Source organism: Curvibacter sp. EU05-FHT14A10 (genome assembly GCF_058791075.1).
Genome location: NZ_JBYTDE010000002.1, coordinates 413,173 through 432,402, shown reverse-complemented (window position 1 = coordinate 432,402; position 19,230 = coordinate 413,173). Strand labels below are relative to the sequence as shown.

18 protein-coding genes are annotated in these 19,230 nt (G+C 66.1%); 14 read left to right on the top strand and 4 right to left on the bottom strand.

What is annotated here, in order from left to right; all coding sequences use genetic code 11:
- The first annotated feature begins 87 nt into the window (after nt 1-87).
- Together ytfE and AC3WUT_RS05095 are read left to right on the top strand one after the other, a co-directional pair.
- Complete coding sequence (gene ytfE / locus AC3WUT_RS05100; RefSeq protein ID WP_492345987.1) at nt 88-831, top strand: iron-sulfur cluster repair protein YtfE; 744 nt, start codon at nt 88-90, stop codon at nt 829-831.
- A 62-nt stretch (nt 832-893) separates the two neighbouring features.
- The gene (locus tag AC3WUT_RS05095; protein ID WP_492345986.1) at nt 894-1,445 is read left to right on the top strand and encodes a hemerythrin domain-containing protein; all 552 of its coding nucleotides are present in this window, start codon (nt 894-896) and stop codon (nt 1,443-1,445) included.
- Nucleotides 1,446-1,612: 167 nt separating this feature from the next.
- Here the strand turns inward: AC3WUT_RS05095 and AC3WUT_RS05090 are convergent, their stop codons facing one another.
- Nucleotides 1,613-2,302 (bottom strand): PepSY-associated TM helix domain-containing protein, encoded by a 690-nt coding sequence (locus AC3WUT_RS05090; RefSeq protein WP_492346166.1) that lies wholly within the window; start codon nt 2,300-2,302, stop codon nt 1,613-1,615.
- A gap of 300 nt (nt 2,303-2,602) precedes the next feature.
- On the opposite strand from AC3WUT_RS05090, the gene AC3WUT_RS05085 reads away from it, so the two are divergent.
- The 8 genes from AC3WUT_RS05085 to AC3WUT_RS05050 all read left to right on the top strand — a co-directional run bounded on the left by AC3WUT_RS05085 (nt 2,603) and on the right by AC3WUT_RS05050 (nt 10,744).
- Complete coding sequence (locus AC3WUT_RS05085; RefSeq protein WP_492345985.1) at nt 2,603-4,792, top strand: TonB-dependent hemoglobin/transferrin/lactoferrin family receptor; 2,190 nt, start codon at nt 2,603-2,605, stop codon at nt 4,790-4,792.
- A gap of 14 nt (nt 4,793-4,806) precedes the next feature.
- Nucleotides 4,807-5,358 (top strand): HugZ family pyridoxamine 5'-phosphate oxidase, encoded by a 552-nt coding sequence (locus AC3WUT_RS05080; RefSeq protein WP_492345984.1) that lies wholly within the window; start codon nt 4,807-4,809, stop codon nt 5,356-5,358.
- A 47-nt stretch (nt 5,359-5,405) separates the two neighbouring features.
- The gene (locus AC3WUT_RS05075) at nt 5,406-6,488 is read left to right on the top strand and encodes a hemin-degrading factor (protein ID WP_492345983.1); all 1,083 of its coding nucleotides are present in this window, start codon (nt 5,406-5,408) and stop codon (nt 6,486-6,488) included.
- A gap of 62 nt (nt 6,489-6,550) precedes the next feature.
- Complete coding sequence (locus AC3WUT_RS05070) at nt 6,551-7,384, top strand: heme/hemin ABC transporter substrate-binding protein (RefSeq protein WP_492345982.1); 834 nt, start codon at nt 6,551-6,553, stop codon at nt 7,382-7,384.
- Nucleotides 7,381-8,457 (top strand): FecCD family ABC transporter permease, encoded by a 1,077-nt coding sequence (locus AC3WUT_RS05065; RefSeq protein WP_492345981.1) that lies wholly within the window; start codon nt 7,381-7,383, stop codon nt 8,455-8,457. Before AC3WUT_RS05070 ends, AC3WUT_RS05065 begins: the two co-directional genes overlap by 4 nt.
- The gene (locus AC3WUT_RS05060) at nt 8,454-9,272 is read left to right on the top strand and encodes an ATP-binding cassette domain-containing protein (RefSeq protein WP_492345980.1); all 819 of its coding nucleotides are present in this window, start codon (nt 8,454-8,456) and stop codon (nt 9,270-9,272) included. The genes AC3WUT_RS05065 and AC3WUT_RS05060 overlap by 4 nt, the downstream gene beginning before the upstream one ends.
- On the top strand, nt 9,269-10,003 hold the full coding sequence (locus AC3WUT_RS05055; RefSeq protein ID WP_492345979.1) for an energy transducer TonB: 735 nt from the start codon (nt 9,269-9,271) through the stop codon (nt 10,001-10,003). Before AC3WUT_RS05060 ends, AC3WUT_RS05055 begins: the two co-directional genes overlap by 4 nt.
- 123 nt (nt 10,004-10,126) lie before the next feature.
- Nucleotides 10,127-10,744: a hypothetical protein gene (locus AC3WUT_RS05050; protein ID WP_492345978.1), complete on the top strand. Its 618-nt coding sequence runs from the start codon at nt 10,127-10,129 to the stop codon at nt 10,742-10,744.
- Between the two features lie 30 nt (nt 10,745-10,774).
- Here AC3WUT_RS05050 and ccoG read toward each other — a convergent pair whose 3' ends face one another.
- Complete coding sequence (gene ccoG / locus AC3WUT_RS05045) at nt 10,775-12,226, bottom strand: cytochrome c oxidase accessory protein CcoG (RefSeq protein ID WP_492345977.1); 1,452 nt, start codon at nt 12,224-12,226, stop codon at nt 10,775-10,777.
- Nucleotides 12,227-12,298: 72 nt separating this feature from the next.
- On the bottom strand, nt 12,299-12,739 hold the full coding sequence (locus AC3WUT_RS05040; protein WP_492345976.1) for a MarR family winged helix-turn-helix transcriptional regulator: 441 nt from the start codon (nt 12,737-12,739) through the stop codon (nt 12,299-12,301).
- 149 nt (nt 12,740-12,888) lie between these two features.
- On the opposite strand from AC3WUT_RS05040, the gene AC3WUT_RS05035 reads away from it, so the two are divergent.
- Nucleotides 12,889-14,085, top strand: coding sequence for an HPP family protein (locus tag AC3WUT_RS05035; RefSeq protein WP_492345975.1), 1,197 nt, complete (start codon nt 12,889-12,891; stop codon nt 14,083-14,085).
- Nucleotides 14,086-14,141: 56 nt separating this feature from the next.
- Here AC3WUT_RS05035 and AC3WUT_RS05030 read toward each other — a convergent pair whose 3' ends face one another.
- Nucleotides 14,142-15,047 carry a LysR family transcriptional regulator gene (locus AC3WUT_RS05030; RefSeq protein ID WP_492345974.1) on the bottom strand — a complete coding sequence of 302 codons (906 nt, stop codon included), beginning with the start codon at nt 15,045-15,047 and terminating at the stop codon, nt 14,142-14,144.
- 165 nt (nt 15,048-15,212) lie between these two features.
- Here AC3WUT_RS05030 and AC3WUT_RS05025 point away from each other — a divergent pair, with 165 nt between their 5' ends.
- From AC3WUT_RS05025 to AC3WUT_RS05015, 3 genes are all read left to right on the top strand, one after another.
- Nucleotides 15,213-16,127, top strand: a complete 915-nt coding sequence (locus AC3WUT_RS05025) for an amino acid ABC transporter substrate-binding protein (RefSeq protein ID WP_492345973.1) — start codon at nt 15,213-15,215, stop codon at nt 16,125-16,127.
- 2 nt (nt 16,128-16,129) lie between these two features.
- Nucleotides 16,130-17,467, top strand: coding sequence for an aminotransferase class V-fold PLP-dependent enzyme (locus AC3WUT_RS05020; protein WP_492345972.1), 1,338 nt, complete (start codon nt 16,130-16,132; stop codon nt 17,465-17,467).
- A gap of 192 nt (nt 17,468-17,659) precedes the next feature.
- On the top strand, nt 17,660-19,207 hold the full coding sequence (locus AC3WUT_RS05015) for a methyl-accepting chemotaxis protein (RefSeq protein WP_492345971.1): 1,548 nt from the start codon (nt 17,660-17,662) through the stop codon (nt 19,205-19,207).
- Nucleotides 19,208-19,230: the final 23 nt, after the last annotated feature.

Below are 19,230 nucleotides of genomic sequence, written 5' to 3'. Positions count from 1 at the left end.
TCCAGACAGGGTTTTAAAAATACATTAGACATGCATGTTTATATTTTTTAAGATGTGCAAATAATGCATTTTAAAAAGGACCTTTGCATGAACACCGCCACGCTCGAACCCTCTGCCAACCAGGCCAGCGTCAATGGGCTGGCCGAACAGGCCTTGGGCCGTATCGCCGTGCAACTGCCCGGCGCAACGGCTGTCTTTCGGCGTCTGAAGCTTGATTTCTGCTGCGGGGGCCAGATCAGCCTGCGCCAGGCGGCACAGGACAAGAGCCTGGACCTGACGGCCCTTTTGCGCGAACTGGAGAGCCTGCAGCGCGAAGACCAGCCGGCAGCCCCGCAACCCGCACCTGCCCTCGTCGACCACATCCTGGAGCGCTTTCATGCGGTGCACCGTCAACAGTTGCCCGAACTGATCCGCATGGCGCGGCGGGTCGAGGCCGTGCACCGCGATCACCCCGAGGCCCCGGCCGGCCTGGCCGATCACTTGGAGCACATGGAACAGGAGCTGCTGGACCACATGGCCAAGGAAGAGAACGTGCTGTTTCCGATGCTCAAGGCCGGTGGCAATCCCTTTGTGCCGCAACCGATCGCCATGATGCGCCACGAGCATGTGTCCCATGGCGCCGAGCTGGCACGCATGCTGGCGCTGGCCCATGACATGGTGCCGCCGGCTGGCGCCTGCAACACCTGGCAAGCACTGTATGCCGGCTTGCAGCAGTTTCATGACGACCTGATCCAGCACATTCACCTCGAAAACAACGTGCTGTTTCCGCAGTTTGAGCCGGCCGCCGCGCCGGTGGTCGCTGCATGCGAAGGGGCCTGTTCCTGCGCATGAGAGGGCTCATGCGGCCACGGTTTGCCGCATGATCGACTTTCCAGCCACCTGCCATGCCTGCCATGACCCCCACCGTCCGTATTGCCAACGCTTCTTTGCTGCCCGGCCGCCCCGCGCCCGAGGCCGGCTTTGCCGCCCCTTACGAGATGCTGGGGGCCTGCCATGACAAGGTGCAGCGCATGCTCGACCTGCTGGAGCGCTTGCAGGCCCACCTGCGTGAGCACGGGCCCGACGGCCAGGCGGCGCAGGCCGCTCGCGACGTGATGCGCTACTTTGACCTGGCCGCACCTTTGCATCATGAGGACGAGGAGCGTCATGTGTTTCCGCTGCTGCTGCATAGCGAAGATCCGGCCTGGGTGGCGTTGGCAGGGCGTTTGCAACAGGAGCACCGTGACATGGTGCCGGCCTGGGCGGGGCTGCGGCAACAGTTGGAACAGGTGGCCGCTGGCCAGGGCAGGGCATTGGAGTTGCAGGCCTTTGTGAGCCTGTACCGGGCCCACCTGCAGGCGGAAGACGAAGTGGCCTACCCTGCGGCGTGCCAACTGGGCAACGAGGCGTCAAACGCCGACATGAGCCGGGACATGATGCGACGCCGAGGCTTGCACTCAGTGTGAAGAGCGCCTCACGAGTTGGCAAAAACAGGCCTGCCTCGCCGGGGTGGGTTCATGTCTGTCGGCCTTCAAGAAACTGAAAGAACAGGCCTTCGGGCATGGAGCGAGGCAGGCCCCTGAAATGGGTCCAACGGGTCCAACAGATCCGATGGGTCTGCTTGCGGGCTGGCCTACAGCCGTGTCAGGACCATGCCCAGTGCGGTCAGCACCGAGGCGCTGAAGATGCCCACCCCCAGGGCTCTTCGGCGGTTCATCTGCACCCACAGGATCACGCCTGAGATGGACAAAAAAACCATGCTGCCCGCAATCGTGTCCACCAGCAGGATCCAGGGCACGGTCATGCCTGTGCCCTTGTGCAGGTTGGTCAGAGCGGCGATGAAGCCGTGCTGCGTGGTGTTGATACCGACCGATCGATTGCCTTTCCAGTACTCCACCTGCACGGTTTCGCTCGGGCCACCGAAGTTGAACACCCAACGCTCCGGTTGACGCGGGGCATCGCTGTTCTTTTCGGCCCAGGGCAAGGCTTTGGCTGGGTCGATGCGCACGCTGTTCGGCGGCCCGGACAGGCCCAGGGCGGGGGCCAGCCACTGGCCCATGGCCTCGGGGGTACTGGGCGGCGGATCGGCCAAGGCCATCTGAGCATGGCTTTTCTGCTGGTTCAAGGGCAGCTTGAGCACGGTCCGGTGGTTCAGCCAGATGCCGCTCAAGCCGAAGACCAGGCCCAGCAAGGCGCCCCACAGCCCGATCCAGCCATGGGTCTTGCGCACCCAGTGGACAAAACGCGAATAGGTCTGGTGGCGGCGTTTGGCCCGGGCGGCGTCTGTCGACAAAAGGGGGGCGCTGGCGGCTGGCGTTTTCATGGCATTCGGGAGGGGCAGGCCGGTGCGGCGTGGAGTGGTCAAGGGGGTTATCAGATTCTGAATGATAACCATTGTCATTTGAGAAGATTCCGTGGAGAAAGATTGTCGACTTCAAATGTGTCGCAAATAAGAATGAATCTCATCTAGAATGCAAGCAACGCCGGAAGAATCGCCCGGCGTCCAGTCTTCGTCTCCCTTGCCCTCCGGGGCCAGACCCGTCGGCGAAGCTGCGAATCGTCTCACTCTCTGCACCAGCAAGCGCTTGCCAGCCAGTGCCTGAACTTCGTTTTAGGAACCACCATGCTGCGCAAGAAGAAGCTCGCGTTGGCGCTGGGCATGGTCTGGGGCACGGCCCCGACCCTGCTGCTGGCCCAGACCGCACCACCGACACCGGCCGAGGCCACCCGCCTCGATGAGATCACGGTCAGTGCCACCCGTTCGGAGCGGCGGGTGGACAAGGTGCCCGCCACCGTGACCGTCACCCCGGCCGCCCAAATAGAACAAGGCGGCGCCCGCGACCTCAAGGATGTGTTCCGTGACGAACTCGACGTGTCCGTGCGGGCCGCGCCCACCCGCTTCACCGCTGCGGGGGCTTCCACGGGTCGGGCTGGCAACGAGGGCATCAACATCCGCGGCCTCGAAGGCAATCAGGTGCTGATGCTGGTCGATGGCATCCGCGTGCCCAACAGTTTCTCGTTCGGCTCGTTTGCCTCCGGTCGGGGTGACTACCTCGACGTCGATGGCATCAAGACCGTCGAAGTGCTGCGGGGCCCTGCGTCCACCCAGTTCGGCAGCGATGGGCTGGCCGGCGCAGTCAGCTTTCGTACCCTCGACCCGGGTGACCTGCTCAAGCCGGGACAGACCGTGGGGGGCTTTGCGCGCTCCAGCTATGCGTCGATCGACCGGTCCTGGTCCAACACCCTGGGGGTGGCCGGCGCCAATGAGCGTTGGCAAGGCATGCTGCTGGGCAGTTACCGCCAGGGCCACGAGGTGGGCAACCAGGGCAGCAACGATGTCTTGAATGCCAACCGCACCACCCCCAACCCGGTGGATTACAACAACCGCTACCTGCTGGGCAAGGCGTTTTTGAAAATCGACCCGACCCAGCAACTGGGCTTTACCTTCGAAACCCAGAAGCGCCAGCAGGACACCGAGGTCTACTCGGCCCGGGGCGTGGCGCCACTGAGTTCGACCAGTGTCATCGATCTGGATGCGCGCGACCGCATCGAACGCAACCGAGTCTCACTGGAGCATCGCTTCAACGACCTCAATGCCTTGGCCATTCAGCGCGCCGAAACCCGCGTCTACTGGCAGGACGCCAAGGTCAGCCAATACGGCGCTGAAGACCGCTACACCGCAGCGGATCGAACCCGCGATACCACCTACCGCAGCAAGGTGGCCGGTTTCTCGACCCTGGCCGAAAGCAATCTGACGGGCTGGCTTAACCAGCGCCTGACCTACGGCGCGGATTGGAGCCGCAGCAAGATCAGCGGGGTGCGCGACGGCACGGTGCCACCCTACGGTGAAAGCTTTCCGACCAAGCCTTTCCCGGACACCGACCACGTGCTGGCTGGCGCCTTTGTGCAAAGCGAGATCCAGGCTGGGGCGTTCAGCATCATCCCTGGCCTGCGCTTCGATCACTACAAGCTTTCACCGTCCACCGCGGGCTACAGCGGCACGGCTGTCAGCCTGTCTGGCCAAGCTGTCACACCGCGCTTGGGGGTGGTGTGGCCATGGGCACCTGCCTTTGCGCCCTATGGCCAGTGGGCCAAGGGCTTTCGGGCCCCCACGCCAGACCAGGTCAACAACGGCTTCAGCAACCTGGCCTCGGGCTACACCACCGTCGGCAATGCCCAACTGAAGGCCGAGCACGCCGACAGCCTCGAGTTGGGCTTTCGCGGCCGGCTGGATCGGGTGCGCTATTCGGTGGCGGCCTATGACAACCGTTACCGCGACTTCATCAGCCAACAGGCTGTGAGTGGCGCCGGCACAGCGGCCAACCCCACGGTGTTTCAGTACATCAACCTCGCCAACGCCCGCATCCATGGCCTGGAGGCGCGCTCGGAGTGGACGCTGAGCCGAAGCTGGACGGGCACCGCCGGCCTGGCCTATGCCAAGGGTCACAGCGAAGCCAACGGTGTGAAAACCCCGCTGGACACGGTGCAGCCCTTCAAGCTGGTCCTGGGCCTGCGCCACGAGCAGGCCACCTGGGGTGCCCGCGCGCATTTGACTCACAGCGCCGGCAAGGCCCGCAGCGACATCTCGACCGGTGCGGCCCAGTTTGCCCCACCCGCCTACAACGTGCTGGACCTGGGATGGCACTGGAAAGTGCGACCCCAGGTGACCCTGAATGCCAACCTGAACAACGTCTTCAACGCCAAGTATTGGCGTTGGTCTGATGTCAGCGGCCTGGCCGCCAGCAGCACGGTGGCCGAGGCCTATACCGCACCGGGGCGCAACGCCCAGGTCTCTGTTCGTTACGACTTCTGAAGAAAGGATCCGCCATGTCCCACCTCCCCGACCTCGTGGCCGTACTGGATGAATGCCGGCAGTTCCCAGGACTGTTCCAGAGCCTGCATCTGGCCACCTGCAATGCCGACGCCGAGCCTGAGGCCAGTTATGCGGCTTACGTCGAGCACCAGGGTAGCTACTACGTCTACACCAGCGAGTTGTCTGCCCACACCGCCAACCTGGCGGCCAGCGGCCGCTGCTCGGTGATGTTCATCGAGAGCGAGGACCAGGCCCGGCACCTGTTTGCGCGGCGTCGCCTGACCCTGCAGTGTGCTGCCACCGAGTGCCCCCGCGGCAGCGCCGAGTTTGACCGGACGCTGGATCAGTTTGTCGAGCAGTTCGGTGCCTTCATGGCGATGCTGCGCAAGCTGACCGACTTTCACCTGTATCGCCTGCGCCCCCTCAGTGGCGCCTATGTGGCGGGCTTTGCCCAGGCCTACACCCTGGCGGGCGTTGGCTTGGGCGAGATCCGGCATCGGCGCGAACAAGGCCACCGCAGCCCCGATCAGGCCACGGCCACGGCCTTGGGCGCCTCGGCGCACTGACGCCAGCCACCGACTCGGCACCTTGCCCCCCTCAATCAGGAGCACTCATGAACGCTTCCCCCCAGACCCTCCGCGACGCCTTTCGCCTGCTGCGGCACGACGGCAAGGCCCGCCACCGAGACATCGCCCAGCAACTGTGTGTGTCCGAGTGCGAGTTGATCGCGGCGCACACTGGCCTGCCGCACGCCGATCCGCAAGCCTGGTTGAGCGCCACCCGCCTGCGCCCCCAGTGGCCGGCCATCGTCGAGGCCTTGCCCACCCTGGGCGAGGTGATGGCCCTGACCCGCAATGCCTCCTGTGTGCACGAGAAAACGGGCACTTACCAGCCCCCCTCCCTGCACGAACAGGTCGGCCTGGTGCTGGGCCCCGACATCGACCTGCGCTTGTACTACCAGGCCTGGGCCCATGGTTTCGCGGTCCAGGAGCAGACCCCTCAGGGCGTGCAGCGCAGCCTGCAGTTCTTCGATGCCGCGGGCATGGCCTTGCACAAGGTATTTCTGCGCTCCGCCAGCGATCTGCCAGCCTACACCCGCCTGGTGCAGGGGCTGGCCGATCCCGACCAGACTGCCCGCCTGGGCATGCAGGCGCCGCCCCCATGCGAGCCTGAGCGGTCTGACGCAGACATCGATGTGGCCGGCCTGCGTCAGGCCTGGGGCCGCTTGCGCGACACCCATGATTTCGTGGGCCTGCTGAGGGCTTTTGGCACCACGCGCACCCAGGCCCTGCGCCTGGCTGACCCCCGGTTTGCCCAGGCCGTGCAGCCCGAAGATGCTCAAGGTCTGTTGCAGGCCGCTGCCGCGCAGGGCTTACCTATCATGGTCTTCGTGGGCAATCCCGGCGCCCTCCAGATCCACACCGGCCCGGTGCGTCAGGTGGTGCTGATGGGCCCCTGGCTCAATGTGCTGGACCCGGGCTTCAACCTGCACCTGCGCGAGGACCACATTGCCAGCGCCTGGGTGGTCAGAAAGCCCACGTTGGACGGTTTGGTCAGCTCGCTGGAGCTGTTCGACAGCCAGGGCGACAGCATCGCCATGCTGTTTGGCGCCCGCCAACCCGGGCAGGCCGAGCGTTGCGAGTGGCGGGCCCTGCTCGACACCCTGACCGAGGAGCGCCGCCCATGCCTGGTGTGATGTCCCCGATCACAGGCCTCGGTGGGTTACTCCCCCGACGCCGCCATTGTCTGCAAGGTGGTTTGCTGGCTGCCGCATGGTTCACATCATCGGCCCGTGCCGCGCCGGCCAGGCAGCGCATTGTCAGTGTGGGCGGGGCGCTGACCGAGATCGTGTTTGCCCTGCAGGCCCAGGCCGAGCTGGTGGGGGTGGATACCACCTCGTTGTTTCCGGAGGCGGCCCAGAAGCTGCCCAGTGTGGGCTACGCCCGCACGTTGTCGGCCGAAGGGGTGCTGGCGCTGGCGCCGACGCGGGTCATCGCCACCGAGGATGCAGGTCCCCCGGGCGTGATCCGGCAATTGACGAGCGCCGGTGTCGAGGTTTCGGTGCTGCCGGCGAGGCACCGCTTCGAGGGCCTGTGTGAGCGAGTTCAGCGTCTGGGCGAGCTGACCGGCCGGGTGGCCGAAGCCCGGGCGCTGCAGCAAGCGCTGGTTCAGCAGTGGACCCGGGTCCAGGCACAGATCGCTGAGCGGGCTGGCAAGCCACCCCGCGTCTTGTTTGTGCTGGCCCATGCGCCCAACCAGATCCTGGTGGCTGGTGCCGACACCAGTGCCCAGGCCATGCTCGACTACGTGGGGGCCCGCAACGCCATCACCGGCGTCAGCGGCTACAAGCCCCTGACGCCCGAAGCCGTCATTGCGGCCCAGCCAGACCTCGTGCTGCTGACCGACCAGGGCCTGAGCACCGCAGGCGGGGTGGACGGCATTCTTCGGCTGCCCGGTCTGGCACAGACCCCGGCAGGGCAGCAGCGGCGGGTGCTGGCCCTGGAAGCCATGTTTCTGCTGGGCTTTGGGCCCCGTCTGCCTGCCGCCGTGGCGGCGCTGGACAAGGCCATCGGCCGGGCGATGAAGACATGAGTGCGCCAGTCACTTGGACGGCAAGGGGCGGAGCGCGCTGGCGGGCGTCGCCTGCACGGGTGCTGGGGGCCGCCTTGCTGCTGGCTGGGGTACTGGCCGCCCAAGCCGGCGCCGTGCCTGTGAGTGGGCATGACTGGTGGGCTCTGCTGGCGCCCGCAGGCGCAGGCACCTACGCGCCGCCCCGTTTGGGCGGTGGGGCCTATGTGCTGTGGCACATCCGCCTGCCCAGGGCGGTGTTTGCCCTGTTGGTGGGCGCCAGCATGGGGCTGGCTGGGGCTTTGACCCAGGGCCTGTTCCGCAACCCCTTGGCCGATCCCGGTTTGCTGGGCGTGAGTGCAGGGGCCGCCTGCGCAGCGGCCCTCACCATCGTGCTGGTCTCGGGCCCGGTGCTGGCATTGCCGCTGGCGTGGCGTGTCTGGTGCCTGCCGGCGGCAGCCTTTGCGGGTGCGCTGGGGGTGTGTTTCACGTTGGACCGTGTGGCTCGCTGGATCACGCCAGGGTCCATCTCGGGCCTGCTGCTGACCGGCGTGGCCCTGAATGCCCTGGCTGCCGCCATCATCGGCCTGTGCACCTATCTGGCCACGGACGAGCAACTTCGCAGCCTGTCGTTCTGGACTCTGGGCTCACTGGCCGGGGCCCAGTGGGGGCTGGTGCTGCTGATGGGGGCCTTGTTGTTGGCCGCCGCCTGGCCTTTGCGACAGATCGTTCGCGCCCTGAATGCCCTGGCCCTGGGCGAAGCCGCTGCGGCCCATGTCGGGGTGGATGTGCAGCGTCTGCGCAGCCGGGTCATTGTGCTGGTGGCCGTGCTGGCCGGGTTCTCGGTAGCCTGGTGCGGCATGATCGGTTTCATCGGCCTGATCGCCCCGCACCTGGTCCGGGTCTGGGTGGGGGGCGATCAGCACCGGGTCTTGCCGCTGTCTTTGCTGATGGGGGGCCTGCTGCTGCTGGTGGCCGACACGCTGGCGCGCACCGTGGTCATCCCGGCAGAGGTCCCGGTGGGCATCTTCACGGCCTTGCTGGGCAGCCCGTTCTTTCTGTTTTTGCTGCGCGGGGCGCGCGGGCGGATGGCATGAGCCGGCTGTTGACCCTGGAGGCCGCCACCTTCGTCGTGGGCGAGCAGCGCTTCGGGCCTTTTTCGCTGCAAGTGGCTGCGGGCGAACGCATCGCCGTGCTGGGGCCCAGCGGGGCGGGCAAATCCACCTTTCTCAAGCTCCTTTCGGGCGAGCGTCGGCCAGCCGGTGGGCAGGTGCTGTTCCTGGGCCGAGCCACGGCCGATTGGCCATTGGCCGAGCTGAGCCAGCACCGGGCCGTGCTGCCCCAGGCGGGCGACGTGGCCTTCGGCCTGCAGACCGAACTGGTGATCGGCCTGGGGCGGGTGGCTCGCACGCACGACCCGCAGCGGGCCCGCATCGTGGAGGATGCGGCCAGGCTGGCCCACGCCGGCCACCTGCTGGGGCGGCGTTTCGATACCTTGTCAGGGGGCGAGCAGGCGCGGGTTCAACTGGCGCGCATCTTTGCCCAGTTGTGGGACCGCCAGCAGGGCCTGGTGCTGGTGGATGAGCCCCTGGCGGCGCTGGACCCGGGCCTGCAGTGTGAGCTGCTTGACAGCCTGGACCGCTACGCCAGCGCACGACAGCACGCCCTGGTGGCCATTCTTCACGACATCAATCAGGCCCTGGCAGGCTTTGACCGTCTGCTGCTGATCCGCCAGGGCCGCCTGGTGGCCGATCTGCCCGCCACAGCACCGGCGCTGCCGGCGCTGGAGGCGCTGTACGGCGTCAGCCTGAGTTGCTTCACCGATCGCCATGGGGCACTGGTGGTGGCGCCCTTGCGCCAACCCCGGAGCAAGCGGCCAGCGCAAGGACCGGCCAGAGAGGTTCGGGCATGACGCCGAGGCAACGGCGTCGCGAGTGGGTGGCGGCGGGCATGGCTCTGCTGATGCATGGGCTGGCGCTGCTGGGCCTGCTTCAGCTTGGGGGCCGATTGGCGCCGGTCGATCGCGCACGGGGATCGGCGCCCTTGGCGCTGGTCTGGGTGGCGCCCCCACCGGCCCAGGTCAACCACGCTGCCTTGAATCCCGTGTCCAGCCCACCCAGGCCAGCGACCCGTCCCGCCCGGCCCTCCAGTGCTCCGCAGCGGCCATTCTGGCGCCAGGCGAACAGTGAGGCGCCCTGGCAGGTGGAGCCTGCCCCGGGTCCGCAGAGCCAGGCCATGCCCGAAGGCCCGCCCTCCGGCCCCCTGGTCTCGGCGGGGCAGGGCACGCCGGCCGCGTCGGCGCCGGCACCCCGCATCGCCCCCACCGTCGCCACCGCCCCCGCGGCCGTTCAGACCACCGAGCCTCATGTGGGCGCTCGTCCCGACTATGCCTACAACCCGCCGCCCGATTACCCGCTGGCGATGCGCGAGCAGGGGATCGCTGGCGTGGTCTGGTTGCGTGTCTGGGTGGATGGCGAGGGCCGCCCCGGTGAGGTCCGCCTGGCCCGAGGCAGCGGCTACCGCTTGCTCGACGATGCGGCCATGCGGGCCGTCAGGGATTGGCGCTTTGTACCGGCCCGAAGCGGCGATCAGGCGATCGCCAGCTGGGTTGAGTTTCCGATCCGCTTTGCGCTGCGCGGTTGAGTGCCTCCGGGCCCTGTTTCTGCGGCCTTGCGAGATCGATACCTGAGCTTGTGCAAGTGTTAACGCCCAGGTAACACGCGGCCATTAAGCTTTGAACCCAGTACCTTTTCAGGGAGTTTGAAGATGTTGTCGATTCGAAAATCCAGCCCCTCGCTGCTGGCCCTGGGCACCGCCCTGCTGATGAACCTCACGCTGGCCCAGGCCCAGACGGCTCCTGCTCCCGCAGTGGGGCCCACCTTGGGCCCGACACCGGCCCTGCAGCCCCATCGCCATGATGAGCTGCAGCATGCGCAGTTCCGCTTGAGCGAGTTGCAGCGCAAGCTGAGCCTGTCCCCCGAGCAGAAGAGTGCATGGGACACCTGGTCTGCGGCTGAGCTGCAGGCCTTGAAGCAAGGCATGGAGCAACACCAGGCCTGGCAGGCCGCCCACGTGCCGCAGGGCCAGCCCCCTGTCGAGCTGAGCGCACCGGAGCGCATGGCCCGGGCCATTTCGCAACTGCGCGACCACAAATACCTGCTGGATCAGCATTTGCAACAACTCGAAGCCGGCCAGGTGCGCACCCAGGCCTTCTATGACACGCTGGACGCAAAGCAGAAAACCATTTTCGATCTGTTGACGCAGCCCGGCCCGCATGGCCCCGGTCCTCACGGCATGGGGGGGCCGCTGGGGCATGAACCTGGGGGCGGCTTTCGTGTGGGCCCAGGCCCCGGCGCCCCCATGAAGGCGCCGCGCCGCCCCTGAAGGGCGAAAGCGGCCCCGGGGCCGTCCGGGTCAGCGGGGCACCACGAAGGTGGTCTTCTCCGTGATGCTCGTGGCGGGCCCGTTCTGGCCACTTTCACGGGTGATGCGCAATTGCAGCGGCAGCACCTGTCCCCGATGGCTTTCGGCTTCACCGGCCTCCAGGTTGAGGCGCAGCGCCAGGGTGCCGATGCCGGTGGCCGGCACGCTGAGCCCGGGCTCGCTGGCCAGCGTCAGCCCGGGCTGGCCCAGCACCTCCACCTTGAATTCATGGGCTTGCTCGGTGCTGTTGATCACCTGCAGCCGGTACACGTTCTCGATGCCACCGCGCCCCACCTGGCGGGCCAGTGTGCCGCGGTCCTTGATCACGTTCACCGCAAAGTCGTGCCGCTGCACCAGGCTCAGCGCAAAGCCCAGGCAGGTCAGCGACAGCAGTCCGGCGTAGATCAGCACGCGGGGGCGCAACACCCGCCGCAACAGGGCCGAGCGGGGCAGTTGCTGCTCCATGGCGTGGCCCGAGCTGTAGCGGATCAGCCCGGGCTGGTAGCCCATCTTGCCCATCACGTCGTCGCACACGTCGATGCAGGCGGCACAGGCGATGCACTCGTTTTGCAGGCCCTGGCGGATGTCGATGCCCGTGGGGCAGACCTGCACGCACAGGGTGCAGTCGATGCAGCTGCCCAACCCCAGGCTGGCCGGGTCGGCCTTGCGTGGGCGTGAGCCACGGGGTTCGCCGCGCCGGGTGTCATAGGCGATCACCAGTGAATCCATGTCGATCAGCGCGCTCTGGAACCGGGCGTAGGGGCACATGTACTTGCAGATCTGCTCACGCATATAGCCCGCGTTGCCGTAGGTGGCCAGGCCATAGAACAGCACCCAGAACCATTCCCAGGGCGAGAACGCACCCAGCGCGAGCTCGCTGCTCAACACACGGACCGGCGTGAAGTAGCCCACAAAGCTGAAGCCCGTGAACAGCGCCACGCCCACCCACAAGGCCTGCTTGAGCGCCTTGCGGCCGAGCTTGTGGGCCGACCACGGTGCGGCGTCCAGGCGCATGCGGGCCTGGCGGTCACCCTCCACCCGGCGCTCAATCCACAGAAAGATCTCGGTGTACACCGTTTGCGGGCAGGCGTAGCCGCACCACAGCCGCCCAGCCACCGCCGTGAAGAAGAACAGCGAAAGCGCCGCGATCACCAGCAAGGCGGCCAGGTAGATGAAGTCTTGCGGCTGCATCACCAGCCCCAGGATGTAGAAGCGCCGCTCCCCCAGATCGAACAGCACGGCCTGGCGCCCATTCCAGTTCAGCCAGGGCAGGCCATAGAAGAACAACTGGGTCAGCCACACCATCACCCAGCGCCAGCGAGCAAAGCGTCCGCTGACGGAGCGCGGGTAGACCTTCGCCTGGCTGGCATAGAGCGAGACCATTTCCGGCTCTGGGTCTTGGGCCGTGTCTGGCTGGATGGGGATCACACGGGGGCTTGTCATCTGGGCACCTGATCGGTTGTGAAATTCAAATGCATCTTTTATGCAACTTAAAAGGCAAAAAAAGGGTCGACCTCAGCCGCCCTGGTGGTCATTGAAGGCTGAAATATGGGCCACCTGGAACACCCCTGACAGCGATTGCAACTCGGCCCGATGGCGACCCGCCAGGCGCTCCAGGCATTGCTCGCCCGCCTCGCTCAAGTGCACCTGCACCTGGCGCCGGTCGGTGGCGCTGGGTTGGCGCTCCACCAGGCCAGCGGTCTCGCAGCGCGACACCAGGGCGACCACCGCGTGGTGCACGGTCTGCAGGCGTTCGGCCAGTTCACCCACGCTGGCCCAGTGGCGGCCGGGTGTGCCTTTCACGTGCAGCATCAGCAGGTATTGCTGGGGCGTGAGCCCTTCGGATTGGGCGGCGTCTTCGCTGAAGCGCAGAAAGCGCCTGAGCTGATAGCGAAATTCGGACAGTGCTTCGTAGTCGCGCTTGTGCAGTGGCTCAGGGGCGGGTGGTGCAGTCATGGGGCTTTTCAAGGCTTCTCAGGGCTTTTCAATCGGCTTGAAATTATATATCGCGCTGTGATGTAATCCGTCGCCCGGCGCTGGGCTTGTCGAAGCACGCCCGGGGCTTGAATCACTTGCCGACCCACGGTCGGCCTACTTTCCGCACCATGAACACGTCTCTCTTCAGCTGGCTGCAGCGCCAGTGGCCTGCCGCATCCCCTGTCGACCCCATGGAACGCCTGCGCGCCAGTGCTGGTGCCCTGATCGGAATCCTGCTCACGGGCCTGATCAGCGCCTGGGCCCTGGGCACCAACATGGGCGCCTTGTGGTTGGCCGCGCCCATGGGGGCCTCGGCCGTGCTGCTGTTCGCGGTGCCCTCCAGCCCCTTGGCACAGCCCTGGTCCATCGTGGGCGGTAACCTGGTGGGGGCCTTGGTCGGGGTGAGTTGTGCGCGCTTCGTCGATGCCCCGGTGCTGGCGGCGGCGCTGGCCATTGCCCTGGCCATTGCGGCCATGTTTGCGCTGCGCTGCATCCATCCGCCATCGGGGGCGGTGGCGCTCACGGCGGTGCTGGGCGGTGCGCCGGTGCATCAGGCTGGCTATGGCTTCGTGCTCACCCCCGTGGGCTTGAACACGGCTTTGCTACTGCTCATCGCCGTGCTCTACAACAAGGCGGTGGGCCGTCGTTACCCCCACACCGCCTTGCCGGATGCCCGCAGCGTGCACCACACGGAGGACCTGCGCCCCTCAGCCCGGCTGGGGTTCCGGCCCGATGACCTGGCCCGTGTGATGCAGGACTACAACCAGGTGCTCGACATCAGCCGCGATGACCTGGAGGCGCTGTTCCTGCAGACCGAGATGAAAGCCTTTCGCCGTCGCTTCGGCTCGGTGACTTGCGGGCAGATCATGTCGCGCGACGTGGTGTCGGTGGTGTTTGCCACCGAGTTGAGCCAGGCCTGGCGCCTGATGGAGCGCCACGCCTTGCCGGCATTGCCGGTGCTCGACCGGGTGCGGCGGGTGCAGGGCATCGTCACCCGAGCCGACTTTCTGGCCCATGCCCAGGCCCGGCGCTACCCGGGTCTGAGCCGGCGCCTGCAACGCCTGCTGCAGGCTTCGCCCTTCAGCCACAGCACCAAGGCTGAGGTGGTTGGGCAGATCATGAGCCCCCAGGTTCGGACCGTGCTGGACACGCAGCCCATGGTCGAGCTGGTCCCGCTGATGTCGGATCAGGGGCTGCACCAGGTCCCGGTGGTGAACGCCGAGAACCGCCTGGTGGGCATGGTCACGCAGAGCGACCTGGTGGCCGCGCTATACGAGGCCAGCCTGGCACACCTGGATGATGGGGCGCAGCACCCAGGCTCCTGAATCCAGGGTGTCATGTCTGGTGTGTCCGGTCTGCTCGGTGGACAGGTGCCGGGCCTTCAGGCCGGCACGGCCTGGAAAGCCCGTGAAAAGTCGCAGCACGACTGGGCCAGCATGATCAAGGCCGATGTGAGCGTGCTGCGCACCTCGCCCTTGTACATGGCGACGTAGGGCACAGGGGGCAGGGCGGGCTCCACCTCGATGACCGACAGCATGCCCAGCTCTACCAGCGGGGCCATGCATTGACGCGGCAGGTAGCTGGCGCCAAAACCCGACAGGGTCAGGCTGGTGAGCGCGATCAGGTTGCTGACCACGATCGCGTCGGTGGTTTCGATGCCCTGATCACGCAGCCAGGTGTCATAAAGGCGGCCGGTGCCCGAGCTGTCGCCCTGCACCAGCAAAGGCACTTGTGCCAGTTGGTGCAGGCGGCTTGTGTCAGCGGGGACCAGGCCAGGCTTGGCCATCCAGGCGCTGTCGACGTGTCCCACCACCTTGGAGCGCAGGCGGGTGTCGGCAAACGCATCGGGCACCAGGATCAGGTCAAGCTCATCGGCCAGCAGCTTGTCGCGCAGCGGCAGGCTGCCGTCGACATCGGGCTCCAGCTTCACTTTGGGGTAGTGCTCTTGCACCAGGGCCACCAGGCGGGGTAGCCAGGTCATGGCGGTGAGCTCGGTCACGCCGATGCGCAGCCGCCGCTCAATCACTTCGGGCTTGGCAAACTGCTCCACCGCCAGGTCTCGCTCCCTCAGCAGCTTGCGCGCCAGCAAAAACATTTCTTCACCTTTCTCGGTCAGGCGGGCCGCACGCTGGCTGCGGTCGAACAGGGGGGTGTCGAACACCTGCTCCAGCTCATGCACCCGTTTGGACACGGCCGACTGCGTGGTGTGCAGCTTCTGGGCGGCCTGGGCAAAGCCCCCCAGCTGAACGATCCAATACAGGGCTTCGAGTTGCTTGAAGGTCATCATGGTGCGGGCGCGTATTCAAATCTCTTTATGGAATGTTAAAGCAGAACAAAAAATCGCTTTTTTTGAATTGAGGGGCGCACCAGAATTCACTCAACCGCCGTCGTCACCGTTGGCGGAGACCGAATCAACCACCCCGCCAGTTCCCTCGAATGGAGTCTCAGCACCATGAACCGCCTTGCCAAATTGCCACGGGCCCTGCTGCTCGGCGCAGCCTTTGTGTCCCTGCTTGCGTCTCAGGCCGCTTCGGCGCAGGACATTGACACGCTGCGCAAGATCAAGGACAGCGGGGTCATCCGCATCGGCAGCCGCGACAGCTCCATTCCGTTTTCCTATGTGGCCAAGGGTGGCAGCGATCCGATCGGCTTTTCCAATGACATCTGTCTGAAAATCGTCGATGCGGTGAAAGCCAGGCTCGGGTTGCCCGCGCTGCGGGTTGAGTACACCACCCTGACTTCGCTCAACCGCATGCCCCTGATGCAGAACGGCACGGTGGATCTGGACTGTGCCACCACCACCAACTCGGTGGCGCGCCAGCAGCTGGTGGCCTTTGCGCCCAGCCACTTCGTCGCGGGCATCACCGTGGCAGTCAAAAAAGACTCGGGCATCAACAGCCTGGCCGATCTGGCGGGCAAGACGGTGGCCACCGTGGCTGGCAGCACCTCGATCCAGCTGTTGCGGGCCTACAAACGGGCCGAGAACGTCGAAGTGCAAGAGATCACTGGCAAGGACACGGCCGACGCCTTCCTGCTGCTGGCCAGCGGACGTGCCGTCGCATATGTGCTGGACGACGTGCAGCTGGCCGGCCTGATCGCCACCGCACCGCGGCCGGGCGACTTCCGCATGCTGCACGACGTGGTGTTGCGCCAGGAGCCCTACGGCATCATGTACCGCAAGAACGACCCGCAATTCCAGGCGGTGGTCGACGATACCGTCACCCAGTTGATGAAATCGGGCGAGATCGAGCGCCTGTACGCCCGCTGGTTTACCCAGCCGATCCCGCCCAGCAACATCAATCTGAACTTCCCGATGACCGAGGCCATCCGCGAGGCCTATCGCAACCCCAGCAAGAAGGGGGTCTGAACATGACAAGCACGGCCGCCGCGTACCCTCGGGGGCTGCTGTTCCCGCCCGCGCTGATGCAGGCGGTGCGCGAGCGCTTTCTGCAGATTGAGCACGATCACCTGGGCCGCCCGCGCCTGTACTTTGACAACGCCGGCGGCTCGTTCCGGCTCAAGGCGGCCGTCGAGCGCTTTGCGCTGATCGATGCCGTGCCCGACAACACCGAGCGCATCCACCCGGTGGCGCGTGAGCTGCAGGCCATTCAGGCCGCGGGCACGGATGACTTCCGCATGATGCTACAGGCCGAAGGCGGCACCGTCTTCGCCGCGTTGACGGCATCGGCTGCCATGTTCGACATGGTTCGGGCCATTGTGCAGAACGTGCCCGGCGGCAATCTGGTGACCACGGTGCTGGAGCATCCATCCTCCTACGACGCCATGGAACGCTATGCCCGAGACACCGGGCGCGAACTGCGGGTGGCGCCCAGCAACCCGCTGACTGGCGGGGTGGATGTCGACGCCATCGTGGGCCTGGTGGACACCGACACGGTGTTGCTCAACGTGATCTATGCCTCCAACATTTCGGGGGCCAAGCTCGATCTTGAGCAGATCGTGGCCCGGGCGCGGGCCATCAAGCCCGAGCTCTACATCGTGGTCGATGCCGTGCAGCATGCGCCCCATGGGCTCATCGATTTGCGCAAAACCCCGGTGGATGGCATCAACCTGGCTCCTTACAAGTTTTTTGGCTGCCGCGGCTCGGGCCTGGCCTGGTTGTCTGATCGCGCCGCCTTGCTGCCCCACCACAAGCTGGCAGGCAAGAGCGCCAACTTCTGGGACCTGGGCAGCTCTTCGCCCTGGCAGTTTGCCGTGCTGAAGGAAGTGGCCGACTACGTGTGCTGGCTGGGCGAACAGGCCGCACAGGAACTGCCCGAGTGGCGGCCTGCGGCAGAGGCGACGCTGTCGCGTCGCGCGCTGTTCGAGGCCGGCATGGAGCGCATTGCGTTGCACGAGCGGGCCCTGCTGGCCCGACTGCTGCTGGGCAGCCAGGCGCAGCCCGGTTTGCGGGCCATGGCGGGCGTGCAGGTTTACCTGGACCATGACGACCTGACCCGCCGCGACCTCATCATTGCGTTGGGTGTGAACGGCCTGGACTGCACTCGTGCCGTGCACGAATACGGCTTGCGTGGCGTGACCGTCTACGAACGCAGTGTGGCCAGCCTGTATTCGCGCCGCATGCTGCAATCCCTCGGCCTGCAGGGCGCGGTGCGGGTCTCGCCTTTGCATTGCAACAGCCCTGCGGAGGTGGATGCGTTCTTGCGCATCACGCAAGAATTGGCGCAGAGCCAGCTTGGCGTGGGCTGAGGCCTCATGCCTGCTGTCTTGCACAGGCCTGAGCGCTTGATGGCTGGATGTCCTGAAATTTGATTTACATCAAATTCAGGGCCGACAGGGCTCGCCGTAGTTCCAATGGAGGAGGGGCAAATCGCCCGGTCTTGCCTACCATCCGTTGCATGTATGCGGGGTGTTCCGCATCGGCTCTGACAGGGGGACGGCATGCGCAAATTCAGTGACATGAAGATCGGGGTTCGCCTGAGCCTGGGCTTTGGCCTGCTCATGGTGATGATGATGGGCATGGCCCTGATCAGCGGATGGCGTTTCACGCAGGTGCGTGACATCAATCAACGCCTGGTCGACAAAGACTGGGCCAAGGTCGAGGCCATCCATGCGGTGGACGTGGGCACCCGGGCCAACGCGCGACGCACCATGGAACTGGTGCTTGGGGTCGAGGGGCCTCAGCGCGACATCCTCCGTGAGCGGATCGAGCACACCAAGCGCGACATCACCGAAGCCTTGGGAGCCCTGGATCGCCTGATCTACCGGGCTGAAGGTCGGGCCCTGATGCAGGCGTTGCAGCAGGCCCGCGAGCGCTATGTGGCTTCGTTTTCGCGCGTGATGCAATTGGTCGAAAGTGGCCAGCGCGAACAGGCCGCCACCTTGCTGCAACACGAGACGCTGCCGGCCCTTGATGCCCTGCAAGCCCCCATCAACCACCTCAATCGGCTGCAGAAGTCATTGGCTGACCTCAGCGCGCAGGAGGTACTGGAAGCCAGCAACGAGTCTCGCCTGCTGATGGCTGTGCTGGGCGGTCTGGGCTTGTTCTGCGGCGTCGGTCTGTCGGCTTGGCTGACGCGTGACATCACCGTTCCGATGGGACAGGCCCTGCTGCTGGCCCGGCATGTGGCTCAGGGTGACCTGAGCCGCCGCATCGAAACGACCCGCCGTGACGAGATCGGCCAGTTGCAGGCGGCACTGCACGAGATGAGCCGCAGCCTGCATCACGTGGTCAGTCAGGTCCGCGGTGGCACCGAGGCCATGGCCACAGCCACGCGCCAGATTGCCGCCGGCAACCTGGACCTGTCGTCGCGCACCGAAGAGCAGGCCAGCGCCCTGGAGCAGACCGCGGCCTCCATGGAACAGTTGGCTGCCGCCGTGCGGCAGAACGACGACAGCGGTTTGCGTGCCCACCGCCTGGCCGAGTCGGCTGCCAAGGTGGCGGTGCAGGGCGGCAAGGTGGTGGCCGAGGTGATTCAGACCATGGAGGCCATCGACAGCTCATCCAAGCGCATTGCCGACATCATCGGCGTGGTCGATGGCATCGCCTTCCAGACCAATCTGCTGGCACTCAATGCGGCGGTCGAGGCAGCCCGTGCCGGTGAGCAAGGGCGTGGCTTTGCCGTGGTGGCCAGCGAAGTGCGGCAACTGGCTGGCCGGGCAGCGGATGCGGCGCGCGAGATCCGGCACCTGATCGACACCTCGGTGGTCCATGTGGGCGCGGGCTGTGCCCAGGTTGAACGCGCCGGCAGCACGCTGGACGAAACCGTGGTCAGCGTGCGCCGGGTGGCGGACTTGATGCGTGAAATCTCGCTGGCCAGCCGCGAACAGAGCACCGGTATCGACCAGGTCTGCCAGGCGGTGGGCCAGATGGACCAGGTCACCCAGCAGAACGCCGCCCTGGTCGAAGAAGCGGCCGCGGCAACCCAGGCGCTGGAGCAGCAGGCCCAGTCCCTTGATGGCACGGTGCGGTTTTTCAAGCTCGCCTGAGGGCATGACACCGTCCGGCCCGC

Coding starts and splice junctions, on each gene's coding strand:
- ytfE (WP_492345987.1), top strand. CDS start 88: ATGAACACCGCCACGCTCGAACCCTCTGCCAACCAGGCCAGCGTCAAT.
- AC3WUT_RS05095 (WP_492345986.1), top strand. CDS start 894: ATGACCCCCACCGTCCGTATTGCCAACGCTTCTTTGCTGCCCGGCCGC.
- AC3WUT_RS05090 (WP_492346166.1), bottom strand. CDS start 2,302: ATGAAAACGCCAGCCGCCAGCGCCCCCCTTTTGTCGACAGACGCCGCC.
- AC3WUT_RS05085 (WP_492345985.1), top strand. CDS start 2,603: ATGCTGCGCAAGAAGAAGCTCGCGTTGGCGCTGGGCATGGTCTGGGGC.
- AC3WUT_RS05080 (WP_492345984.1), top strand. CDS start 4,807: ATGTCCCACCTCCCCGACCTCGTGGCCGTACTGGATGAATGCCGGCAG.
- AC3WUT_RS05075 (WP_492345983.1), top strand. CDS start 5,406: ATGAACGCTTCCCCCCAGACCCTCCGCGACGCCTTTCGCCTGCTGCGG.
- AC3WUT_RS05065 (WP_492345981.1), top strand. CDS start 7,381: ATGAGTGCGCCAGTCACTTGGACGGCAAGGGGCGGAGCGCGCTGGCGG.
- AC3WUT_RS05060 (WP_492345980.1), top strand. CDS start 8,454: ATGAGCCGGCTGTTGACCCTGGAGGCCGCCACCTTCGTCGTGGGCGAG.
- AC3WUT_RS05055 (WP_492345979.1), top strand. CDS start 9,269: ATGACGCCGAGGCAACGGCGTCGCGAGTGGGTGGCGGCGGGCATGGCT.
- AC3WUT_RS05050 (WP_492345978.1), top strand. CDS start 10,127: ATGTTGTCGATTCGAAAATCCAGCCCCTCGCTGCTGGCCCTGGGCACC.
- ccoG (WP_492345977.1), bottom strand. CDS start 12,226: ATGACAAGCCCCCGTGTGATCCCCATCCAGCCAGACACGGCCCAAGAC.
- AC3WUT_RS05040 (WP_492345976.1), bottom strand. CDS start 12,739: ATGACTGCACCACCCGCCCCTGAGCCACTGCACAAGCGCGACTACGAA.
- AC3WUT_RS05035 (WP_492345975.1), top strand. CDS start 12,889: ATGAACACGTCTCTCTTCAGCTGGCTGCAGCGCCAGTGGCCTGCCGCA.
- AC3WUT_RS05030 (WP_492345974.1), bottom strand. CDS start 15,047: ATGATGACCTTCAAGCAACTCGAAGCCCTGTATTGGATCGTTCAGCTG.
- AC3WUT_RS05025 (WP_492345973.1), top strand. CDS start 15,213: ATGAACCGCCTTGCCAAATTGCCACGGGCCCTGCTGCTCGGCGCAGCC.
- AC3WUT_RS05020 (WP_492345972.1), top strand. CDS start 16,130: ATGACAAGCACGGCCGCCGCGTACCCTCGGGGGCTGCTGTTCCCGCCC.
- AC3WUT_RS05015 (WP_492345971.1), top strand. CDS start 17,660: ATGCGCAAATTCAGTGACATGAAGATCGGGGTTCGCCTGAGCCTGGGC.